The following is a 21,465-nucleotide window of genomic DNA, read 5'->3' as shown; positions in this document are numbered from 1 at the left end:
GCTTAAACTTTTATATCCCCAACTTTTTCTTAGTTTTCGTCGTTGCCATTGCCACGCTTGGGTCATCGGGCCAATAGTGCTTTGGATAACGACCTTTCATATCTTTTTTTACTGCTTCATAGCTGCCGTGCCAAAAGCCGACGAGATCTTTTGTTAGCTGAATTGGTCGTTGGGCGGGGGAGAGCATTTCGACTAATACGGGTAATTGATTACGGCCGACTGTTGGGTTGGTCATTGTGCCAAATAGCTCTTGTATGCGTACCGAGAGTTTTACTTGGCCGCTGTCGTCATAATCGAGTCGAATGTTAGAGCCACTGGCCACTTTTAAGTGAGTTGGATATAGAGCGTTTAACTGCTGCTGTTCATTCCAATCTAGGCGTGAGAGTAAGGCATCAGAAAAATTGATTTTCTTCAGAGAGGCGAGTTTTTTCGCGCCATCAAAAAATGGCACTAGCCAATCTTCTAGGCTTTCGAGTAAGGCACTTTCGCTGTAATCAGGCCAAGAGTCAGGCTCATTTAAATGAGCAGTGCGTAGGCGTTGTAGTAGCTGATATTGTGCTTTATTAAAATCTAAATAGGCTAGTCCTTTGCTGCGCAAGCCCTGACATAGCGCTTGATTAAATTGTTCAGTATCGACATTGGTAAGTGGTTTTTCACGAATCACTAATTGCCCCAGTTTGACTTGCGCACTGGCGTTTACGCGCTGATCTTTATCATTCCACGCTAGTTGTTCGTGCTCTGAAAATAGCTCTGGTGATATTTGCTCAAGCGCATCGATATTAAGTTCCGATGCTAAAAATACACGGGCTTTGTTGCCAACGGCGGCAAAGCTCATGAGATCGGCAACTACTAAGTATTCGCCTTTTAAATTGTGATTATCGGGCAAGCTTGCGCCAAAGCCATTGGCGAGCTGCACATCATCGCTGTCTTTATTACGGCGTTTGGCGATGCGATCTGGAAAGGCGTGAGCGAGTAGTAAGCCGCATTTGTCACTGTCTACATCGAATAACTCGCAACCGAGTTGCTTAGAAAATTTGACGGCATTGGATTTAATAAGCTGCTGCGCCTTGCTGAGGTTTTTACCATGGGTTAAAAAGTTCAGCTGATGGCTAATATCCAAATCATTGCCAAGGGCATTGGTTTGATCGAGCATCGCCGCGAGCCAAGCGGCAGTTGCGTCTAGGTTATGCGATTTAGCAAATAGCATCATGTGGGCAAGACGCGGTGAGCTGCCAAATTGATAAATTTCTGTACCGTGTTTAGTGAGTTGGTATTTGTCATCGATAGCGCCAAGGCTAATTAACAAATCTCGTGCTTGTTGTAGATTGTGCTTTGGCGGCACATTAAGCCATTGTAATTGTGACGCATCACTCACGCCCCATTTGGCGAGTTCAAGGGCGAGTGACAGTAAATCGCTTTGCTCGATTTCCGGAATGTCATATTTAGCTAATCGCGCTTGTTGCTCTTGCGGCCACATGCGCCAGCAATAGCCTGCTTGAACACGTCCAGCACGACCTGCGCGCTGAATAGCAGAAGCTTGAGATATTTGTTCTTTACTCAGTTTTGTAACACCGTTATTGCGGTTAAATACCGCTTTATTCACCAGACCACTATCAATCACCACGCTAATACCTTCGATGGTAATTGACGTTTCGGCGATGTTGGTTGCCAGAACAACTTTTCGCTTTCCGTTTTGTGTAGGGGCTATCGCTTTATCTTGCGCATCATTCTTTAACTGACCATAGAGTGGCAATACATCGACGTTATCAGGCAGATGATTAAGCAGAGCCGCGGTTTTGTTGATATCGCTGGCGCTAGGTAAAAACACCAGAATATTTTCATCAAAATCACTAATCGCTTGTTCGACTAACTTAGAAACTTGTGGCGGCAGCGGTGCTTTGCTATTGCGTGGAAAATAGTTGGTGGTTACTTCAAAGCTGCGTCCTTCACTAGTAATGATGGGAGACTCTGGTAGCAACTGACCCAACTGTTCGCTATTTAGTGTCGCTGACATCACTAACAAGGACAAATCATCGCGATAGGCTTCTTGAATTTCTAAGCAAAATGCCAGTGCTGTGTCGGCGTGAATACTGCGCTCGTGATATTCATCGAAAATCACCAATCCCACGTTTTCTAACTCAGGATCGCTTTGTAGCATGCGAGTGAGAATCCCCTCGGTGATGATCTCAAGGCGGGTATTTTTACTGACCTTAGTTTCACCCTTGACGCGATAGCCCACAGTTTCACCAACGTTTTCGCCGAGCTGTTTTGCCACAAAACGAGCAATGTTTTTGGCGGCTAGACGACGCGGTTCGAGCATCAATATTTTTTGCTCACTAAACTTTAGGTGAGTCAGCAGCTTGAGCGGTAAATAGGTCGATTTACCTGCGCCGGGAGGCGCTTGTAAAATTAGTTGATTGTGGGCGGTGAGCTGTGCGTTGATGTCTGATAAAACGGCATCAATAGGTGGTGGATTCACACATTTTCCTTAGCTTGTTCTTCAAAATGGCCATGCTCTAGAAAGTGGAGCATTTGTTTAATGACACTAGGGCTAGCGAGCATAGTCGGGTGGGTTGTTGGTAGGGCAATAAAGTCGCTCATGCCCTCAACCTTGGTAGATTCGACGCTAACTTTGCCGTCGTCATCGCCCGGCAGCATCAAGGATAAAATAGGGTTAATACTCTTTGAGCCTGCAATAACTCCCAATTCGAAACTCACAGCCCCCAGATTATTGGGCACATCCTTTTCCGAGGTGCCAAGAGCAAGACCTGCTGGGCCGGCAAACTGTCTAAATAGATAGAATTTACGATACATATCGATGACTTCACTGCCTTTATTTGGCGTGCCAAGCATCACGACACGACCTAGCTTACCTAACTTGCGCTCTTTGAAATATTGGCGCACTAAAATGCCGCCTAAAGAATGGGTAACAAAATGAATAACTTTAGCGCCTTTAGCTTCACACTCATAGATTCCTTGAGCTACTGCTAACTCAGCCAGTTCTTTAATTGTTTTGTCGTTAGAAGGGTAGTCGACATTGACGACTTCATAACCTGCGTGTTGCAGCGCTAATTGTAGTACCAGCATCGATTTGTCGGTGCGGCCCCAACCATGTAGCAACACGACAAATTCCCCTGGTTTTTTCTCTGGGTTGAGTAGACTCATTAAACCTCCCTTTTTGCAGAGTTGAGTGGCGTTATCACTTGTGTAGGCGTAATAATTTTTTGCAATGGCATATCCCAAGGTTGCACTTGCAGTTTATCGACCTGTTGGCAATCGTGCGCAATGCCAATAGTGGCGATGTGTGGATTGGCTGCCAGTGTACGATCGTAATAACCGCCGCCCATGCCCATTCGATTACCATGACTATCAAAGGCGACTAACGGTGTGTAAATCACATCGAGCGCTCTGGCTGGAAGCACCTTGGTTACATCTAGCACAGGTTCGTTGATTCCGTATTTATTGAGGATCATTGGCGTGGTTGTTTCATAATGAAGAAACAGCAAATTTCCTCGACTAAACGGGTGAAGCACCGGCAGATAAACGGCAATATCTTGTTGCCAGCATCCGTGAATAAATGGCGTTGGATCTATCTCACCGTCATTGGCAAGATAGAGTGCAACTCGTTGACACTGCTTTGGTTGATGCTGCATAAGCTGTTTTGCCAGTTCATTTGCCGCTGTTTCTTGCTGGACAGTGGTTAAAGCACGTCGCTGCTGACGCATATGTTGGCGCAAGGTTTTGCTGTCGAACAACTCAAAAGATGACATGGTTTACATTAAATAGTGGCAATAATGCTAGCCAGTTTAGAGTAAATGAGGGTGAGGCAAAAGGCTGAGGTGAAAAAATTATGCGGACGAGGAGTATTCGTCCGCAAGTGAGTGCTAATCGACGAGCTCAAGCTCTGCACTATCGAGTATTTTGGCGCCGTTGTCAGGGCCTCCGCCAAAATTCCATGGACTAGGTGTTGGTTGTAGCTGACGGTAGGCGCCTTCACCTGTGATATCCCAAGTGGTGATATAAAGTTTAGCGTTTTTCCATGAGCTTACGTCGAAGTCTGAGCCGCGGTAGATAAACTTAATCGTTTTCGCTTCCTTATCTACAACAACTTGTGGCGCGATGCCAAATTTGTCACCTTGATTTTCAGCATTGCTATTAACAGGTGAGAATGTTGTATTGCCCCAACCGTACACAACATGCCCTAAGTCCCATTGCCAATTGTGTGGCATTTGGGCATTGATCATTGGCAAAGTTTGTTGGCCCTGATTTTTGCCAAGATCGATAAAGATACTAAAGGCAACATTGTCAAAACCATTGGCGGGCAACCAATCATAGGTGAGCTCTTTCATGGTTAAAGTGAGTGATAAAACATCGCCACCAATAACAGCGTCAATCGCTGTAATATCTTGTTGTCCCTTACTTTGATCGTGTTGTGGCGCGGTTAGTTTTCCGGTGAGACCCGTATCGTCGTTAGCGGGATCATCGAGGTGTTGTCGATAATCTACATCGGTGACTTCAGTGGTGAAGTTAATGCTATTACTCGTTGTTTGTGTCGCTGGGTGATAGGCCACTAGAGAAACTAATTCTTGTCCCAAATTGACCACAGGGTATTCATATTGCCAACGTCCATTAGCATCGGTATTAACAGTAACCACGTTATCTAAACGAGTGTTTTTAACAATATGTAACTGACTGTTGATAAAAGTAGAATTACCGGTAAGTTGCACATTTTTAGAGACCGTTTTATTAAAATGTTGTGGACTAATGGCGATACTATTCAGTGGTTTAGACGATTGATTATCGATAGTGTCTAGTTCAGCAATAATAATTGCCCGTCCCGGCAATTGCGTTGTTAGCAATCCTTGTTGGTTTGTTTGCATCGATGCAAATTCGCCAAATAATGAGCGCAGTTTCTCTGCCTGATCACTTACTTTGATACTGTCGAGCAAAATTGGATTGCGAGAGGTGTTAAACATCACTAACACTGTTCGGCCTTGATAGCTGCGGGTATAAGCCAATGCGCCTGAGCCATTTTTGTTGGCAGTAATAATCTTTAAATCACCGCGAGTAAATAAGTTATCACTGGTTCTTAGTTTGGCGAGACGCGCAATAAACTTAAACATCTCACTGTCTTGATTAAAATAATCGCGCTGTGCCATGAAGCCGCCTTTAAACATGGCTTGTCGAGATTCCGTCATTGCTTGCGCCGAGCCTTGATAAATAGTCGGAATGCCGGGAATGGTTAGAATTGTTGCTAGCGCTTGTTTGAAGCCAGCGAGATCCCCTGTGGCTAAGAAGCGCCCCATATCGTGGTTATCAATAAAAGTTGGAACGACATATGGATTGTCGTAAACCTTCATGTGTTGTTCGATGCGATAAGCAAGGTGAGCCGTTGGAAAACCTTGGGCGAATACTGTTTTCAAATCGTGATGCAATGGAAATGAAATAACAGAATTTAGCTGGGGTAAGCCACTGCTATCTAAATAGCTTGTAATGCTTTGTTCTGCTTTGTTTTCATAAGGCTCTGATGTCTCAAAGACTTCACCAAAGGCTAAAAAGTGGTCGCGACCAGTACTTTTAGCTGCGGCGTGAATACCATCGCTATCATGCATGAATCGATTAAAGAACTCATGTTCAACATAACGCACTGTATCGATTCTAAATGCGTCAACGCCTACGTTTTTGATCCAATCGCCATAGATTTTTTTAAAGTTATTAATCACAACGGGATTACGTGTATTGATGTCTGCTAAAGAAGCCAATTGATAGGTATATTGCTGCGATTGATTGTTAAAATCGGTGATGGATGGCGTCCAGTTATAAATATCCGCTGCAACGTGTTCGGGGTTGTTTCGGTCAATGAGATCAAAAGGAGCTTGAACTGGCGCTGGTTGCGGCGCGTCTTGCGGCACTAACAAGGTAAAATTCTTAGCGGTATCTGCTGAGTCGTAACCCGCTTGCCCACCCTTATAATTAAAGAAATTACCCGTGTGATTAACCACTATATCTTGAATCAAATACATGCCATTAGTGTGTAATTGATGTGATAATTCTTGATAATCGTCAAGTGTACCGACATGAGCGTCTACCGCGCTAAAATCAGTTGCCCAGTAACCGTGATAACCACCGTAATTTCCTGCCGCAGACCACCATTGATTGGCGACGAGTGGGGTGGTCCACAATGCGGTTGCCCCTAAGTTTTTGATGTAATCTAGGTTATTGATTAATCCTTTAATATCGCCGCCACTGTAGTGACTTTCACGAGTCGGATCATATTCACCAAGTCCTTGATCGTTATTGCTTGTATCGCCATCGGCAAAACGATCTGTCATCGTGAAATAGATGATTTGATCTTGCCATTGCGGCGATGGTACATGCAGTAACCTTGTTTGCTCTGTTGCTGTATTGGTTTTTGATACTAAAGCAGCCTCAGTATTTTCAGAGTCACAGCCAAACAGTAATGCGCTAATACTGAGGGTTAACAGTGTTTTTTTCATCATGTTAATGTCTCTCAAATCCTTGATAATTCACCCAGTCAAAATCGGCAAAATCGTTATTCACCTGACCATTACTTGTGGCGTATAAGCCGAGGTAGGCTCCTGTATATTTACGGCTAATCACGCCATTGGCAGGCGTAGTAGCATGCGTTGTAAATACACCATCATCGTTAATTGAATAAGATAGAAAGTATTTGTCATCTCGCGATTCAATGTTAAACATGATGCTATTAACTTCTCGCTTAATCTCTTGTTTACCTAGTGTATTTACCGCTAATACTATAGATTCATTATCACCGACTGCTGAATGAACGGCTTTGACCTCAACGCCATTTTTAGTCGCCTGTAACGTGAAACTGATGTAGTTGTTGTCCTTTTGAAATAGCATTACTCCAGCTTCGCTACGTTTGCTCTTGGGGTTAAATTGCATTTTCGCACGGTAGTTAAAATCGCTTGCGGTTTGTCGCACACCCATCAAGCTGGCACGAGCGCGTTTACCGATAGTATTTTTGTGAGTAAATAATCGTAAGTGTCCCGGTTTCGCTGTTAGCGAATAGGTATTGGCGTGTGGCACGCGGCGGAAATTCCACGCTAAATTTAATTGTTCACGATCAAAATTATCGATAAATGATAGCTTTCGGTACTGTTTAGTACCTGCAAAGGGCACTGGTGTTTGACGCAAGACTCGACCTGTTTCTGGCGCGACTACTGGCCATAGTGTTTTTTCTTGTTGCCACCAAAAAGGCTCGCGTTCCCAAGTCATATGGACTAAGTGAGTTTCTCGGCCCATATTAGATTCGCGACCGATATCACCGCGTTTCCCCAACATCACCATGTACCAGCGTCCATCGGCAAGCTCAACCATATCGGCATGGCCAGTGCTGTGAACCCAGTTGTTGTATGACAAATGACGCGTTGTAAATATTGGATTGCGGGCATTAGATTGATAAGGACCAGTTATTTTATCGCTCGCGGCAACTACAACGGCGTGATTAAAGCTGGTGCCGCCTTCTGCAACTAATAAATAATATTTACCATCTTTTTTATAAAGATGCGGGCCTTCTGCCCATACGCCACCACAGGCGCCACGCCATAATAAGTGACGCGGCCCTTTAAATTGCCAAGTGTTAGGGTCTAGCTCTTGTAAGTATATCTCTCCTTCGCCGGGAAAATTAGGCTTTTCAGGACTGTGTGTACCTAAGTACCATACACGACCATCCTCATCGAAAAAGATATCAGGATCGATACCCGGAGCGTCTTTAATGACAACAGGCTGTGACCAAGGACCTGCAGGATTGTCGGCAGTAATGATGAAATTAACAAAATCAGTTTGCTGGCTGTTTGGAGCTTGATAAACATTGGTAGTAATGATGTAAAACTTGCCTTGATGACAGCGAATAGTCGGCGCGTGAATACCACCATCTGATTGCACATCAACTAAATTAACCGCACCTGATGCTTGCTCTGGTCGATGTAAGCCATGACCGATAAGTTGCCAATTAACGAGATCTTTACTGTGATGAATCGGCAGCGCTGGAAAATATTCAAAGGTAGAATTTACGATATAAAAATCTTCACCGTCACGGCAAATAGATGGATCAGGATAGCCACCGGGTAAAATGGGATTGGTAAAATGACTGACCGCGTCGGTCGTCTTTGCCTGTTGTGAATCAAAGGCACTGACTTGCGTTGTCGCAGTCAAAGTTACTGCCATTAATAACAGGGCTTTAACTACTTTATTAAGCTGCTGACTCCTTTTGAAAAGAGAGCTTCTGTAAAGAAAGCTGCTGTATAAAGCGTGAATAATTTGATGCTGCATAATGTAACAATCCAATAATATTTCCATGGTGAATACAAAGATGCCGCTATTGAGAACTAAAGGGTATTTAAAGTTGTTTAATTGTTCTTAAATTTTCTCAATCTATTGATATTAATGGATTTATTTTTCTCGAATAAAGTCTTGTGTCTGCTGTAGAGAAGTGCGTAAAAAGTCGAGTTTTTGCTCGTTAATCGCTTGTTGAGCAATATTTAGCGTCGCCTTTGCTTGCTTATAATTCCCTAGTTGATAATGGGTACGCGCTTGTTGTAATCGAACTGAATTAATACCAATAGCAGCATTGGCGACTTGATGGAGGGTGAGTGCTTGTTCGAGCACTTTTAAGGCATTTTCATATTGGTTGAGTTTGCTATAGCTAGTGGCTTGGTGTTGCAAGATATCCGCCTTTAGCGACCAATCGGGAAAATTATCCAGTTGAGCTAGCGCATTGTTGAAATGCTCTACCGCTGCGATCCAGTTTTGCTGTTGGTTACTTATTTGGCCTTGAACAAGAGCAATAAGAGCTAGCTGTCTAATATCTTTGGTTTTTGCCAAGTTAATGGTTGCGATTGCATCTTCTACTCGCTGTTGCCATAGATAAAGACGACTCAGTTGAATACGGGCGTTAACAGAGTCGGGATTTAACGTTAGATAGGTTTCGAAAAAGCTAATGGAGCTTTGCCAATCAGATTCATAATTGACTATCGCCTTCGATAGCAATTGATTATTGAAATCATCTTGCGCCGTAGTTGTGTTTTGATGTGGATATTGCTCGGTCCATTGATGAATTTTATCGGCTAACTGCGCGAAGACACCATCAGTTGTAATGTCGAAAATAGCACCGTGTTGAGTGCTGTTTTCACCGTGCAATTTGTAAATCAGGCTGTAATTATTAACGCCGCCATAGACCTGAGTTTCAACCACTAGCGTGGCTTGTGAGTGCTGGCGAATAGCATCAATATTTACTTGAGCGTTTTGTTGGGCGCTAGTGTTGGAGGGGCGCAATTGATTAGCGAGCTTTTTTGTATCAAATAGGTTAACGCTATTAACGACATTAGGAGCAAGGTTGTTGATAATTGTCTGCCTGCCGTTAGTCCCAGCCCAAGAATTGTCGGTATAGTTGACGTGACTGGTAACTGGCAATATTACAACCTGTTGTTTTGCCACTGGAGTTGAGATTTGTTGTGGCTGTATGAGTGGCCATGTTAGCAATAGCGCAATCAATACCAATACACAGCTAATGGTTATTAGCTTAGTTTTAGCATTGATGACAGGCTTATTACTGCTTACTTGAGTTAGCGGTTGGGTAAATTGATAACCTCGTTTGGGATAATTCAAAATGATTTTAGAATCACCAAACAGTTTTCTGATTTCTGTAATCGATTGAAAAATTACGCCCTCATCGACAGTAACATCTGACCATAAATCGTCGAGTAATTGTTGTTTACTAATAATTTCATCGGGGCGCTGTGCTAAATAAAGCAGGCATTCTAGTGTCTTAGGACGAATCGTTTGCGCTTGCTCACCATTATTTATCGTGCGTGCAGTTGTGTCTAATTCAAATTGTCCTAATTGATATTTCATTGAGCCAGTTATGTTGGATAAATGCGATTGGCTATTTTAGAGGATATTAACTCGTTGGCAATGTGTTTTCTTTAGCATGATTTTCGTTTTTTTAAATTCCGTAATTTCGATGTTAAACACTCAGTTTAGCTACTTTTCACATACTGTGAGTTGTCCTTCAAATTGGCAAAAAACAACTTGTGATGCTTGCCAATTAAGTATGGAAATAATGCCGTATTCTCCCTTGGTCTAACTTGCGTCAAAAGTGTTGATTTTATATTCGCTTTAATACTAAAGTGAATTTTCGCAAAGGATGCTAGGAGACGATTATCAAGTTATTACAAATCAGTGTTGGTGCAATTGTCTTAAGTTGGTCTGCTTTTATGGCTGAGGCTCAGGCGCAAGAAAAATGTGCAATATCAGCAGGGTGGATGGAACGTCCTAGCTATCAATACGCTAAAAGAAACGGGAAACCTGATGGCTTTGATATCGCCTACATGAAGGCCTTAGCCAAAGAACTGAATTGCTCAATCGTTTTCAAGAAAATGCCATGGTTTAGACAAGACAAAGAGATGGTAGCTGGTCGACTTGATTTTTTGTTGGGAGCATTACCTAGTGGTGAAACGCCTGAATTAATCAGAGTAAGCTCGGAATATCGGCAAGACCCAATTGGATTCTATGTCCATAAAAGTGATGTGCATAAGATCGAGAATAAATCTATTACTCAGCTGTTAGACGACGGTTTTATGCTGGGCACAATCGCACATGATACTCATAGTCCAGAGGTCTTAAATCTTATAAAAAAACCGAGATATAAAGCAAGAATTTTTCCTGTTGAATCCACCAAAGCATTACTTAGAAATTTTAAGCGAAAAATGCTTGGCGCGATTATGCTTCACGCCGCGGAAGTTGACTACATGAGGCAAAAAAAGGATCCCTTCGTCAAAGATCTTGTGCTTATTCCACAGTTGTCTTTTACTCGACCAGCGCATCTCATTCTTGGACGAGACTCTTCGTTAGGCGCTGATTACATACACACTGTTAATCAAGGTATCGCTGCGTTAAATGAAAAACAGATACCACAAAAGTTAATTCAAAAATATGTACCCAGTCATCAGGTAATCAATATCAAAGGCGGGGAATAATGAAATTTTTATTAGGTATTGCTTTATTTTTTTCAATCGCATCAAGTGCCAACGCTGAATCAACTGAAAAGTGTGAGCTTAAAGTTGGTTGGATGGAAAGGCCAAGCTATCAATACAAGAAGCGTTCTGGCCAACCTACAGGATTCGATATTGAATACGTTAAGCTAATTGGTAAAGAACTCGGCTGTGAAGTTAATTTCAGATATATACCATGGATGCGTCAGATTAAGGAACTCGCTGACGGTAAGCTCGATTTGCTACTTGGTACTGTTCCAAGCGGTGCTGATTTAGGAGTTTACGTTTTAACCGATGTTTATCGAAAAGATCCCATGGGCTTTTACCGCTTAAAATCAAATCCAAGTGTTGGAGAACTAAAATCGCTGACAGAGGTTGTTAGAGCAGGATTCCGATTTGGGTTTAATTTTCACGATATCAGAACACCTGAGATGGAAAAACTTCGCGTATCTCCGGGAGCCGATGGCAAAGTAATGACGCAAAAAAATGCCAAAGGATTGTTGCGAAATTTGAATCAGAAGCACATTGATGGCGTGATTTTACACTCTGCAGAAGTGGATTATTTAAAATCGATTAACGACCCTTTAGTGAAAGACATCGTGCTAGTTCCTCATCTTTCATTTCACAAATCTGTCGCTATGGTGAGTGCAACGACTGCCGATCGCGGTTTAGAAATCGTCAATAAAGTAAATAGCGCGATTAAAGTTTTAAAAGAAAATGGCAGTCAGGAAAAATTAGTTAAAAAATTCGCACCGAGTCACGCATTGATAAAGTAGCTTTAGAAAAGATTAAACTTCCCACTTTTTGTTTCTGAGAAAGTCCGTTGTGGACATTGGCCGTCGAACCAGACGGTATTCTTTAAGGCTTCGTTTGCTAAAATTCACTAGTTACGGCGTTAAACTTCTCGCTCAGTCAGTTATGTAGCGCTGCTACACGCCTTTCTTCACTCGGCGTTTGCCTTGTATCTAGCGTTTTTATCTGCACGAAAATCGGGAGGTAATTATCTGGATAATTTAGAAAAGATTAAACTTCCCAAAGTGTCGCTGCATTCGATGGCCCTCGAACCAGACGGTATTCTTAAGGTGTAAGTCGGGAGGTAATTATCTGGATAATTTAGAAAAGATTAAACTTCCCAAGATGCTGTCGTGAATTTTGGTTGTTGAATTAGACGGTATTCTTTGAGGCGAAAGTCGGGAGGTAATTATCTGGATAATTTAGAAAAGATTAAACTTCCCAAAGTGCCGTTGTGAACGTTGGCCCTCGAACCAGACGGTTCAAGGCGGGAGGTAATTATCACCGTAGGTTTCCCGGTACATGCCGGGCTTACGCAATAGCGAAGGAATTAACTCCCTTGGTGTGTATATTGGCTCGGGAACTCTGAACACTGACGAACACCCCAGGAATTGAAATCAGTATATGCCAGCAATGCGTTGTTGTTAATGGCTATTTGTCCTTTTCTTGCTCAACTACGCCCTAAATTGATCTAACTGTCGGTTTTGTGGGCGAATTTATTATTTTCCTTTTTATGTCTTTTACAGTGCTGATAGAATGAGGCCAATTCGTTCTTAAAGTAGGTGGCAACATGAGCCAAAATTCAAATCAAAACGTATCGTGGCAGCAACTTTCAAGTGTTTTAACGGCTAGTGAACTTGGCGCTACACCAAGTGAATGTCACGGCATTATTTGTGGCTTGATTTGTGGCGGTATTAACGTTGAAGATAATTCGTGGTCTGGTGCCTTTAACGACTTAATGAACGACGGCTTGGCATTGCCACCGGAGCTTAAAAAATTACTCAAAGAGCTGTTTGATGATGCTGTTAACCAATTTATTGGTGGCGACTATCAATTAAAGCTACTGCTCAATGATGATAATCAGCCGTTAAGTGCGGTAGCTGTGTCACTTACACAATGGGCGGAAAGTTTTATGGCTGGTTTTGCTATCGGCAATGAAAGCAAGAAAAAGCTTAGTAAAGATGTAACCGAAGCATTGGGTGACTTAGGACAAATTAGCCAGCTAGATACCGATGTTGAAGATGATGAAGAGTCGCAACGCGCCTTTGAAGAAATTGCTGAATACGTGCGTGTTAGTGCGATGTTGTGTTTCTCTGAGCTTGGCCAAAAGCCTGCCCCAGCAGACGATAAGAAGAATTTACACTAATGCTTAAGCAATCGTTTTTTACCCAGCGCCGCCAAGCGCTGGCGCAACAACTTGCCAATAATAGCGCGGCTATTGTGTTTTCGGCGCAAGAAAAAACGCGCAGCAACGACACTGAATACCACTTTCGCCAAGATAGCACCTTTTATTACTTTACTGGTTTTACCGAGCCTGAAGCCGTGTTAGTGATGGTTAAGCGCGATGAACAATTGCAATCCGTGTTGTTTAATCGCGAGAAAGACGAGCTACAAGAAATCTGGCACGGCAGACGCTTAGGCCAAGCAGCTGCATTAGAGCAATTTGATATCGACCAGGCGCTATCTGTTGAAGAGTTGTCTGAAAAGCTGCCTGAACTTGTAGCAGGTTGTGACACCATTTATCACGACTTCTTTGATGATAATGATAGCTTTATTGACGATTTACTGGACTCGTTAAAAGCGAATCCAGAGTATCAGGCACCGCAAAACTTATCTGATTTACGAGTAATTAGCGATGAAATGCGTCTGGTTAAACAGCCGCAAGAGCTTGAGGTGATGCGTGAAGCCGCCAAAATTTCAAGTGCAGCCCACACCCGTGCAATGCAGCAATGTAAAGCGGGCATGTTTGAGTATCAATTAGAAGCTGAAATTCTCCATCACTTTGCCATGAACGGCGCGCGCTTTGCCGCCTATAACACCATTGTTGGCGGCGGTGAAAACGCCTGTATTTTGCATTACACCGAAAACGAATCAGTGCTTAATGACAACGAATTAGTGCTGATTGATGCGGGCTGTGAATTGCACGGCTATGCAGCAGATATCACCCGTACTTTTCCAGTCAACGGCAAGTTTACGCTTGAGCAAAAAGCGATTTATGAGCTAGTGCTTAAGGCACAAATTGAAGCGATTAAATTACTGGTGCCGGGCAACACCATTAAGATGGCCAATGATGTGGCGATTGAAATCATGATCAAAGGCTTGATGGAGCTTGGTATTTTAAACGGCGATGTTAAAAAGCTTATCGAAGAAGACGCACATCGCGCCTTTTACATGCACGGTTTGAGTCATTGGCTCGGCCTTGATGTGCACGATGTTGGTGATTACGGCGGCAAAGGTAGAACGCGTGTGTTAGAGCCGGGCATGACATTAACGGTTGAACCGGGTTTGTATTTTGCGGCGAAGCCAGAAATTAATGCTAAATGGCACAATATCGGTGTACGTATCGAAGATGATATTTTGATCACTAAAGACGGCAACGAAGTATTAACCAAAGACGTAGTGAAAACTGTCGATGAAATTGAAGCGTTAATGGCTTCTAGCTAGTTGGCATAAGGAAAGGGCGTGAGTAAAACATTCGATCTCATTATCAATGGCGGCGGCATGGCTGGCGCGACCTTGGCGTGGGGACTAAACACCATTTTAGGCCCTGAGCGCGCGCTTAATATTGCTATTATTGAGGCCTCGCAAGATGACCATAATCACGCTGGTTTTGATGCGCGTGTGATTGCACTCTCCTATGGTTCAAAGCAAATCTTAGAGCAGCTCAACCTGTGGCAAGACTACCGCAACTTAGTGACGCCAATTGAAAAAATATCGGTTACCGATCGCAAACACTGTGGTTTTACAACCTTATTACCGCAAGAATATAACTTGCCGCATCTTGGTTATGTGGTTGAATTGGCAGATAGCGGTCGTTTATTAATGAATAAATTGGGCAACGATGACAAAGTCACTTGGTTTCGCCCAAACTCGATTGAAACGCTTAAACAGCATCAAGATAGCGTCGAAGTCACCCTTGCTGATGGCCAAGCGCTGAGCGCTAAATTAATGGTTGCCGCCGATGGTGCATTCTCCAAAGTGCGCCAACTGTTAAATATCGATAAAACCCTTACCGATTTTGGTCAATCGGCGATTATTGCCAATGTAGAAACCAGCGCCAAGCATCACGGTGAAGCTTTTGAGCGTTTTACCGAAAATGGGCCTTTGGCATTTTTACCGATGTCACAAGGGCGTAGCTCTGTAGTATGGTCAATGGCAAGCGAAGATGTCGCCGATGTGATGGCGCTTGATGAACAAGACTTCCTATTCCAATTGCAACAAGCCTTTGGCTTTAGATTAGGCACCTTAGTAAAAACGGGGAAACGTTTTAGTTATCCGCTCATACAAAATGTTGCCAATGCCCATATTCACCATCGTACGGCGCTGGTGGGCAATGCGGCGCAGGCGCTACATCCAATTGCCGGTCAAGGCTTTAATCTCGGATTACGCGATGTCGCAGCGCTCATTGACAAACTAACTCTTGCGGTTAATAACGGCCAAGATATTGGTGCTTTTAATGTGCTTAATAGCTATCAAAAAGCGCGAGTTGATGATCAAGCGCAAACCATCAATGCCACCAGTAGTTTAGTCTCACTATTTTCCAACAATCATTGGCCGTTGGTGATTGGGCGAAATGTCGCGCTGCATCTAACAGATTCATTATCGCCACTTAAAAAGCCCGTGGCTGAGCAAATGCTTGGTTGGCGTCATCAACTTAATCCACTAGTGCCAAGTTCGGCGAACAGTTAACAATAAGGTCGTTTTAGTCATGAATATTCAATCGTTTGATGTAACTATAATTGGCGGTGGCATGGTGGGCTTAGCCTTGGCTAATGCACTAGCTGATAGTGAACTCAAGGTAGCTGTGATTGAAGGTAAAACGCCGTCGATGACCATAGCGCAAGAACATGAAATACGTGTTAGTGCATTGTCTGCCGCAAGTAAGAACTTACTCACTAATATCGGTGCCTGGGATTACATCGCGCAAAATCGTCATCAACCATACAGCAAAATGAGCGTATGGGAAAAAGACAGTTTTGGTAAAATCGCCTTTGACGCAGCCAGTTTAAAATCGAATGAGCAAGCATCCTTAGGGGCCATTGTTGAAAACTCAATTATTCAACAAGCGCTGTGGTTAGCGGCAGAAAAAGCCGACAATATTACGCTGTTTCATCCTTATCATTGTCAAAGCATTGCCATGGGCGAGCGTGAAACATGGCTAACTTTGGTTGGCGCAAACGACGATACAAAACACCTAACGCAGCAGCTAACCAGCAAGCTGATAGTGGGCGCAGATGGTGCAAACTCTTGGCTACGTAAACAAGCAGAAATCGGCTTAACTAGTTGGGATTATAGCCATCACGCACTAGTCGCAACTATTGAAACCGATATGCCACACGACAATACGGCGCGCCAGATATTTTCGCCTGATAGCATCTTGGCATTTTTACCCCTTAATGAACCAAATTTATGCTCGATTGTATGGTCACAGCTGCCAGATGACGCACAAGAATTGCAAGCTTGTGATGAGATTGAGTTTAACCGCCGCCTCACTGCCGCCTTTGATAATCGTCTCGGTTATTGTCAGGTTAAATCGGCGCGCGGTGTATTCCCGCTAACCATGCGTTATGCGCAAAGCTTTGCCAAAGAGCGTATCGCATTAATTGGCGACGCTGCCCATACCATTCATCCGTTAGCTGGTCTTGGCGTAAACCTAGGCTTTTTAGATGCAGCAGCACTAGCTCAAGAGTTACTGGCGAATCACGCAGCAGGCAAAGATATTGGCGCCTATAAAAACCTGCGCCACTTTGAACGCTGGCGTAAAAGTGATGCCATGCAGATGATTGCTGGTATGGAAGGCTTTAAGCAGTTATTTGCTGGTGATAATCCACTCAAGAAGTTGGTGCGAGATATCGGTTTGGTGGCGGTTGATAAAATTACTCCAGCCAAAGAAGTCTTTATCAAACACGCGATGGGACTGACGGGGAATTTACCGCAGTTGTCTAAATCTGTTCTTTCTAAGGCAGATAGTTAATCTAAATAGTTTGACGGAATGTGAACAATAAAATGGCCGCTTAGCGGCCATTTTATTTTTTAACTATCTAACGAACTCGCTTAAACACCGTGCCGTTATATTTCAAACTATCGGCTTTGTTATTTTCTACGGTAAAGGTTATTGGCTCGCCGCGATTAGGGATCAGCTCTACCCGCAGTGAATCCTTGTTTTTATAAGGCGTTGCAATAGCGTGTATTTGTCCTAATGTCACTTCAAATTTATCATCAGCTTTAGTCGTTACCACTAAATCGCCGTAATCAGGATGATTAAAAGTGCCGGTATAAGACGCTCTAGGTAAGGATAATTGCCATTTTCGTGCTGCGAGTTTTTGCTCCATTTGGGCGATCATTTTTGGCAGCTGAGTTATCTTTTGTTGCAGTTTTTCCGCTTCGCTATTGGCTTGCGCTAATGCATCAGGCTTGTTTAACAGTGTGGCGTAGATTGTTTTGGCAACCACAGCGGTAAGTCTAGAACCAAGCATGTCATCGTTGTTTAGGATGACCACACCAATGTTGTGCTCAGGCATAAAAGATAGGTGAGAGTGCGTGCCAGCATAGCCGCCAAAATGATGATAGAGAGACTCATCTAAATAGGGCCCCGTAAACCAGCCCCAAGCATAGCCAGTTCTGTTGTAATCTCCGCGGCTCATATTCGCTTTGGCAATGTTCTGTTGTGATTTTTCAATTACAGATGCTGGGAAGACCTGTTGGCCATTTAGCTTACCGTTATTGAGTTGCACCTTAACAAAGTTAGCCATATCTCGTGCCGAGCTAATCATGCCGCCAGCAGAATGCATGGTGTTGTCGCGCTTTTGCAGATATAAGGGGTTATCGGTTTTGCTATAGATTGAATAGGGTAGCGCAAGCGACCAGCCTGTTTTGTTAGCATCGCTAATAACAGTCGAACTATGGCGTGCTTGCAATGGTGATAGCACACTTTGATTAACCATTTGTTGCCAAGGTTGCTGGTGGGTATTGTCAAACCACACACTCAAAATGTTGTAGCCAACATTCGAGTAATCAAAGGTATCTAATGGTGCTTCTTTGTTAGGGTAGCTGTTAGCCACCAATTGATTACGCTTAGCAGCATCGTGATTGCCGGTATAGGCAGTCGCCATGACTAATGGCACATTATCGATTCCCATAGTGTGACCAAGCAAATGCTTCACCGTCACTTTAGATGCGTCGAAGTCGCTAAACTTCATCTTAGGAAATAACTTATCAAGGCTAGTGTCCTGTGATAATTCACCACGGTGCTCTTTTAGTAACATCGCCAATGCAAAGTAAGGCTTAGTGGTCGAGGCAATATAAAAGCTGGTGTCTTTGGTTATCGGCGTTTTGTTGGCGATATCTGCATAGCCGAAATAACCCTCGTAGATAATTTTGTCATCTTTAACCACAGCAATAGCTGTGCCTGATGGAAAATTAGCCGCAGTTTTGGTGTCGTTAATGATTTTCTCAATGTTTGAAAAGTCCGTTGCCATTGCCGACATTGATAGGCATACGGCGCCGCACAAGGTGGTGAGCTTGTTAACTAAATTCATTAGTCAGTCCTCTTGTCTTGGTATTTGTCTTGATAGTGTTCGAATGCGCTATTGCGACTTGAAAATGGATGCAGGTGAGCGCTGCGATCAAGCAGTTGCTGTGCCGCTTTAATATCACCTGCAGGAATAGATTTTTTCAGCTCGGTAAGGGTGATTTCATAAAGTAACGCGCTGTATATACTCATTGCCATCAATGCGCTGCTGGAGCGAAATGCTTGAATCACGCCTTGGCAATCGGCGGTGAGATCCGCCATCAACATCGATTTTCCATCTGCGGCCAATTTAAAAGAAACGTCATTGGTGCTGCGATAGATTTGATCGCCGTTATCACGCACTATTACATTCACCCCAGCGATAGTTGTTGGTTCATAAACCTTTATCCAAACTTCAACACCACGCTGCGCCGCCTGCTCAAGCGCAGGTTGCAATAGAGCAACGGCATCTGGCTCAGCTTCAACCATCAGTAAATGCTGAGCATTATTTATTAAGGCATTGCTGTGTTCGATCACCAAATCCACCTGAGCAATCTGATAAACCTGCTCATCGTCCTCAATGGTATTGTCGAGCTGACTTAGATTTTGCTCAAGGCTGGATAGTGTTTCATTAAACTGCTGCTGTTTACGCTCTAGCAGTAGCTTCCAATCGCAGGCGAAGAAACTCTTTTTATTATCGGTCGTAAACTCCACCGCGCCCTTGCTGGTTAGGCTATCGATGGCCTTATAGACATTGGCCGTTGGCTTTTTCAGGTGTTTGGCGATGGCGTAACCCGTTTGTTTACCTTTAGTAAGTAGCGCTAGATAAATCTCAGCTTCTAATGAGGTAAACCCCATTTGAGCTAATTGATCGCAAATTTGAGTATGTGATGACATGGAATTTATTTTATTAGTAGTTTGTACTGCTACTATATTTGGTGGAATGCAAAATGTACAAAATATAAATGTAACAACCTGTGATCTTGTGGATTGGTGTTTCTAATAACTGAGAAACTTTTATTTATTTTCGATGACACAAAAAAGCAAAAAAATCCCTAATAGCACTATATATCAGTGACTTTTGAGCTGATTTTTAAATTCCCTAATTTAGAGAAAAGTTTCCTTGTGTTTCTAAATGTGAAAAATTGGAAATTTTTTTTGTAACCTTCCTCACAAAAAAGCTATAATCGCGCAACAAAATTTTTGATACCCCCAAAAAAGGGGCGTAACACCTAGATATGCTTGAGGATCTCTAATGGCAGAACAAACAGTTTTATTTGATAAGCACATCGAAGCTGGCGCTAAGATGGTTGATTTTCACGGTTGGGATATGCCAATCAACTATGGTTCTCAAATTGAAGAGCACCACGCGGTTCGTCAAGATGCTGGTATGTTCGACGTGTCACACATGACCGTTGTTGATATCAAAGGCGCAGGTGCGAAAACATTTTTACAAAAACTACTAGCAAATGACGTTGCCAAGCTAACCGTTGAAGGTAAAGCGATGTACGGCGGCATGTTAAACGAAGCTGGTGGCGTAATTGATGATTTGATCACTTACTACATTACAGAAGACTACTACCGTCTAGTTGTTAACTCAGCAACGCGCGTAAAAGACATGGCTTGGATCAACAAGCAATCTGCTGGTTATGAAGTAACAGTAACTGAATTACCAGAGCTAGCGATGATCGCTGTTCAAGGTCCTAACGCTAAAGAAAAAGCGGGTAAGGTATTTAACGACGAGCAAAACTCACTAGTTGAAGGCATGAAGCCATTTATGTCTGTTGAGTCAGGTGACTACTTCATCGCGACTACTGGTTACACAGGTGAGAATGGTTACGAAATTATCGTTCCTCAAGAAAAAGCTGCTGACTTATGGCAAAAACTATTAGACGTTGATGTTCGCCCTTGTGGTTTAGGCGCGCGTGATACGCTGCGTTTAGAAGCTGGAATGAACTTATACGGCCTAGACATGGACGAAGAAGTGTCGCCACTAGCCGCAAACATGGCATGGACTATCGCATGGGATCCAGAAGAGCGTGATTTCATCGGTCGCAGCGCATTAGTAGAGCAAAAAGCGTCTGGCAAACTTCACAAGCAAGTTGGTTTACTACTAGAAGAGAAGGGCGTGTTACGCACTGGTTTAAAAGTGGTATTTAAAGACAGCGAAGGCAATGACCAAGAAGGTGTAATCACTTCTGGTACATTCTCACCAACCTTGGGTCACTCAATCGCAATCGCGCGTGTACCACGCTCAATTGGTGAAGTAGCACAAGTTGAAATGCGTAAAAAATTCGTTGATGTAAAAGTGGTTAAGCCTGGTTTCGTTCGCAACGGCAAGAAAACTTTTTAATTCAGATCAAGAACTAATTTCCTAACATCCGATATGTTTCCAAAGTGAACATTTTCGATGACATTTAGGAACGACTTAAATTACAATAGTGGCGATTTCTAAATCGCTGCTTAACTAAATTATTAAAGGATAAACTCATGAGCAATATCCCAGCAGAACTAAAATACGCTTCTTCACACGAGTGGGTTCGTGACGAAGGCGACGGTGTTTTCACTGTAGGTATCACCGAGCACGCACAAGGTCTATTAGGCGACATGGTATTTGTTGACTTACCAGACGTTGGCGACACGTTCGACGCGGGCGAAGACGCTGCTGTAGCAGAATCTGTAAAAGCTGCTTCTGACATCTACGCACCAATCGGTGGCGAAATTGTTGAAGTAAACGAAGAGTTAGAAGACAGCCCTGAGCTAGTTAACTCTGACGCATTCAACGACGGCTGGTTATTCAAAATCAAAGCAGACGATGCTTCTGAATTAGATAACCTACTAGATGCAGAAGGTTACGCTGCTTCAATCGAAGAAGAATAATCACTGATTATCGAGTAAGCCTCTTAA

The 21,465-nt window shown here is 43.3% G+C and carries 16 protein-coding genes and 1 other RNA gene; 8 read left to right on the top strand and 9 right to left on the bottom strand.

The features are described from left to right. Nucleotides 1–10: 10 nt before the first annotated feature. The 6 genes from hrpB to MHM98_RS03510 form a co-directional block, all read right to left on the bottom strand. The gene (gene hrpB, locus MHM98_RS03535) at nucleotides 11–2,479 is read right to left on the bottom strand and encodes an ATP-dependent helicase HrpB (RefSeq protein ID WP_239437861.1); all 2,469 of its coding nucleotides are present in this window, start codon (nucleotides 2,477–2,479) and stop codon (nucleotides 11–13) included. Then, nucleotides 2,476–3,165: an alpha/beta fold hydrolase gene (locus tag MHM98_RS03530; RefSeq protein WP_239437860.1), complete on the bottom strand. Its 690-nt coding sequence runs from the start codon at nucleotides 3,163–3,165 to the stop codon at nucleotides 2,476–2,478. The genes hrpB and MHM98_RS03530 overlap by 4 nt, the downstream gene beginning before the upstream one ends. Further along, entirely contained in the window at nucleotides 3,165–3,770 is a 606-nt protein-coding gene (locus tag MHM98_RS03525; protein WP_239437859.1) for a 5-formyltetrahydrofolate cyclo-ligase, read from the bottom strand. The genes MHM98_RS03530 and MHM98_RS03525 overlap by 1 nt, the downstream gene beginning before the upstream one ends. Nucleotides 3,771–3,884: 114 nt before the next feature. Beyond that, a complete protein-coding gene (locus tag MHM98_RS03520) occupies nucleotides 3,885–6,500 on the bottom strand; it encodes an alpha-amylase family glycosyl hydrolase (RefSeq protein WP_239437858.1) in 2,616 nt (871 codons plus the stop codon). Between the two features lies 1 nt (nucleotide 6,501). Then, complete coding sequence (locus tag MHM98_RS03515) at nucleotides 6,502–8,211, bottom strand: glycoside hydrolase family 43 protein (protein WP_239437856.1); 1,710 nt, start codon at nucleotides 8,209–8,211, stop codon at nucleotides 6,502–6,504. A gap of 225 nt (nucleotides 8,212–8,436) precedes the next feature. Then, nucleotides 8,437–9,897 carry a tetratricopeptide repeat protein gene (locus MHM98_RS03510; RefSeq protein WP_239437855.1) on the bottom strand — a complete coding sequence of 487 codons (1,461 nt, stop codon included), beginning with the start codon at nucleotides 9,895–9,897 and terminating at the stop codon, nucleotides 8,437–8,439. Between the two features lie 362 nt (nucleotides 9,898–10,259). On the opposite strand from MHM98_RS03510, the gene MHM98_RS03505 reads away from it, so the two are divergent. Continuing rightward, complete coding sequence (locus tag MHM98_RS03505) at nucleotides 10,260–11,021, top strand: transporter substrate-binding domain-containing protein (protein WP_239437854.1); 762 nt, start codon at nucleotides 10,260–10,262, stop codon at nucleotides 11,019–11,021. Further along, complete coding sequence (locus MHM98_RS03500) at nucleotides 11,021–11,812, top strand: transporter substrate-binding domain-containing protein (protein WP_239437853.1); 792 nt, start codon at nucleotides 11,021–11,023, stop codon at nucleotides 11,810–11,812. The genes MHM98_RS03505 and MHM98_RS03500 overlap by 1 nt, the downstream gene beginning before the upstream one ends. A gap of 450 nt (nucleotides 11,813–12,262) precedes the next feature. On the opposite strand, the gene ssrS is transcribed toward MHM98_RS03500, so the two are convergent. Further along, nucleotides 12,263–12,442: non-coding RNA, 6S RNA (gene ssrS / locus MHM98_RS03495), on the bottom strand. 176 nt (nucleotides 12,443–12,618) lie between these two features. Between ssrS and MHM98_RS03490 the strand changes: the two genes are divergently transcribed. From MHM98_RS03490 to MHM98_RS03475, 4 genes are read left to right on the top strand one after another with little or no spacing between them, the layout of a single operon-like run. Further along, nucleotides 12,619–13,194 carry a UPF0149 family protein gene (locus MHM98_RS03490; protein ID WP_239437852.1) on the top strand — a complete coding sequence of 192 codons (576 nt, stop codon included), beginning with the start codon at nucleotides 12,619–12,621 and terminating at the stop codon, nucleotides 13,192–13,194. Further along, nucleotides 13,194–14,492: a Xaa-Pro aminopeptidase gene (gene pepP, locus MHM98_RS03485; protein ID WP_239437851.1), complete on the top strand. Its 1,299-nt coding sequence runs from the start codon at nucleotides 13,194–13,196 to the stop codon at nucleotides 14,490–14,492. Before MHM98_RS03490 ends, pepP begins: the two co-directional genes overlap by 1 nt. Nucleotides 14,493–14,510: 18 nt before the next feature. Beyond that, a complete protein-coding gene (gene ubiH / locus MHM98_RS03480; RefSeq protein ID WP_239437850.1) occupies nucleotides 14,511–15,737 on the top strand; it encodes a 2-octaprenyl-6-methoxyphenyl hydroxylase in 1,227 nt (408 codons plus the stop codon). Nucleotides 15,738–15,756: 19 nt separating this feature from the next. Next, entirely contained in the window at nucleotides 15,757–17,022 is a 1,266-nt protein-coding gene (locus MHM98_RS03475) for an FAD-dependent monooxygenase (protein ID WP_239437849.1), read from the top strand. A 67-nt stretch (nucleotides 17,023–17,089) separates the two neighbouring features. Here MHM98_RS03475 and MHM98_RS03470 read toward each other — a convergent pair whose 3' ends face one another. Together MHM98_RS03470 and MHM98_RS03465 are read right to left on the bottom strand one after the other, a co-directional pair. Then, nucleotides 17,090–18,586 (bottom strand): serine hydrolase, encoded by a 1,497-nt coding sequence (locus tag MHM98_RS03470; RefSeq protein WP_239437848.1) that lies wholly within the window; start codon nucleotides 18,584–18,586, stop codon nucleotides 17,090–17,092. Beyond that, the gene (locus MHM98_RS03465) at nucleotides 18,586–19,455 is read right to left on the bottom strand and encodes a helix-turn-helix domain-containing protein (protein WP_239437847.1); all 870 of its coding nucleotides are present in this window, start codon (nucleotides 19,453–19,455) and stop codon (nucleotides 18,586–18,588) included. The genes MHM98_RS03470 and MHM98_RS03465 overlap by 1 nt, the downstream gene beginning before the upstream one ends. 358 nt (nucleotides 19,456–19,813) lie before the next feature. Here MHM98_RS03465 and gcvT point away from each other — a divergent pair, with 358 nt between their 5' ends. Both gcvT and gcvH read left to right on the top strand, forming a co-directional pair. Beyond that, nucleotides 19,814–20,911, top strand: coding sequence for a glycine cleavage system aminomethyltransferase GcvT (gene gcvT / locus MHM98_RS03460; RefSeq protein ID WP_239437845.1), 1,098 nt, complete (start codon nucleotides 19,814–19,816; stop codon nucleotides 20,909–20,911). A 137-nt stretch (nucleotides 20,912–21,048) separates the two neighbouring features. Further along, the gene (gene gcvH / locus MHM98_RS03455; RefSeq protein WP_239437844.1) at nucleotides 21,049–21,438 is read left to right on the top strand and encodes a glycine cleavage system protein GcvH; all 390 of its coding nucleotides are present in this window, start codon (nucleotides 21,049–21,051) and stop codon (nucleotides 21,436–21,438) included. Nucleotides 21,439–21,465: the final 27 nt, after the last annotated feature.

Source organism: Psychrobium sp. MM17-31 (genome assembly GCF_022347785.1).
In the GTDB taxonomy this organism is placed as follows: domain Bacteria; phylum Pseudomonadota; class Gammaproteobacteria; order Enterobacterales; family Psychrobiaceae; genus Psychrobium.
This window is presented reverse-complemented; position numbering and strand designations above follow the sequence as displayed.

Excerpts from the sequence above, each read along its gene's own strand:
- MHM98_RS03470 (WP_239437848.1), bottom strand. The coding sequence starts at position 18,586 with ATGAATTTAGTTAACAAGCTCACCACCTTGTGCGGCGCCGTATGCCTA.
- MHM98_RS03465 (WP_239437847.1), bottom strand. The coding sequence starts at position 19,455 with ATGTCATCACATACTCAAATTTGCGATCAATTAGCTCAAATGGGGTTT.
- MHM98_RS03515 (WP_239437856.1), bottom strand. The coding sequence starts at position 8,211 with ATGGCAGTAACTTTGACTGCGACAACGCAAGTCAGTGCCTTTGATTCA.
- MHM98_RS03505 (WP_239437854.1), top strand. The coding sequence starts at position 10,260 with ATGGCTGAGGCTCAGGCGCAAGAAAAATGTGCAATATCAGCAGGGTGG.
- MHM98_RS03510 (WP_239437855.1), bottom strand. The coding sequence starts at position 9,897 with ATGAAATATCAATTAGGACAATTTGAATTAGACACAACTGCACGCACG.
- MHM98_RS03525 (WP_239437859.1), bottom strand. The coding sequence starts at position 3,770 with ATGTCATCTTTTGAGTTGTTCGACAGCAAAACCTTGCGCCAACATATG.
- MHM98_RS03500 (WP_239437853.1), top strand. The coding sequence starts at position 11,021 with ATGAAATTTTTATTAGGTATTGCTTTATTTTTTTCAATCGCATCAAGT.
- MHM98_RS03530 (WP_239437860.1), bottom strand. The coding sequence starts at position 3,165 with ATGAGTCTACTCAACCCAGAGAAAAAACCAGGGGAATTTGTCGTGTTG.
- MHM98_RS03475 (WP_239437849.1), top strand. The coding sequence starts at position 15,757 with ATGAATATTCAATCGTTTGATGTAACTATAATTGGCGGTGGCATGGTG.
- gcvH (WP_239437844.1), top strand. The coding sequence starts at position 21,049 with ATGAGCAATATCCCAGCAGAACTAAAATACGCTTCTTCACACGAGTGG.
- pepP (WP_239437851.1), top strand. The coding sequence starts at position 13,194 with ATGCTTAAGCAATCGTTTTTTACCCAGCGCCGCCAAGCGCTGGCGCAA.
- gcvT (WP_239437845.1), top strand. The coding sequence starts at position 19,814 with ATGGCAGAACAAACAGTTTTATTTGATAAGCACATCGAAGCTGGCGCT.
- MHM98_RS03520 (WP_239437858.1), bottom strand. The coding sequence starts at position 6,500 with ATGATGAAAAAAACACTGTTAACCCTCAGTATTAGCGCATTACTGTTT.
- MHM98_RS03490 (WP_239437852.1), top strand. The coding sequence starts at position 12,619 with ATGAGCCAAAATTCAAATCAAAACGTATCGTGGCAGCAACTTTCAAGT.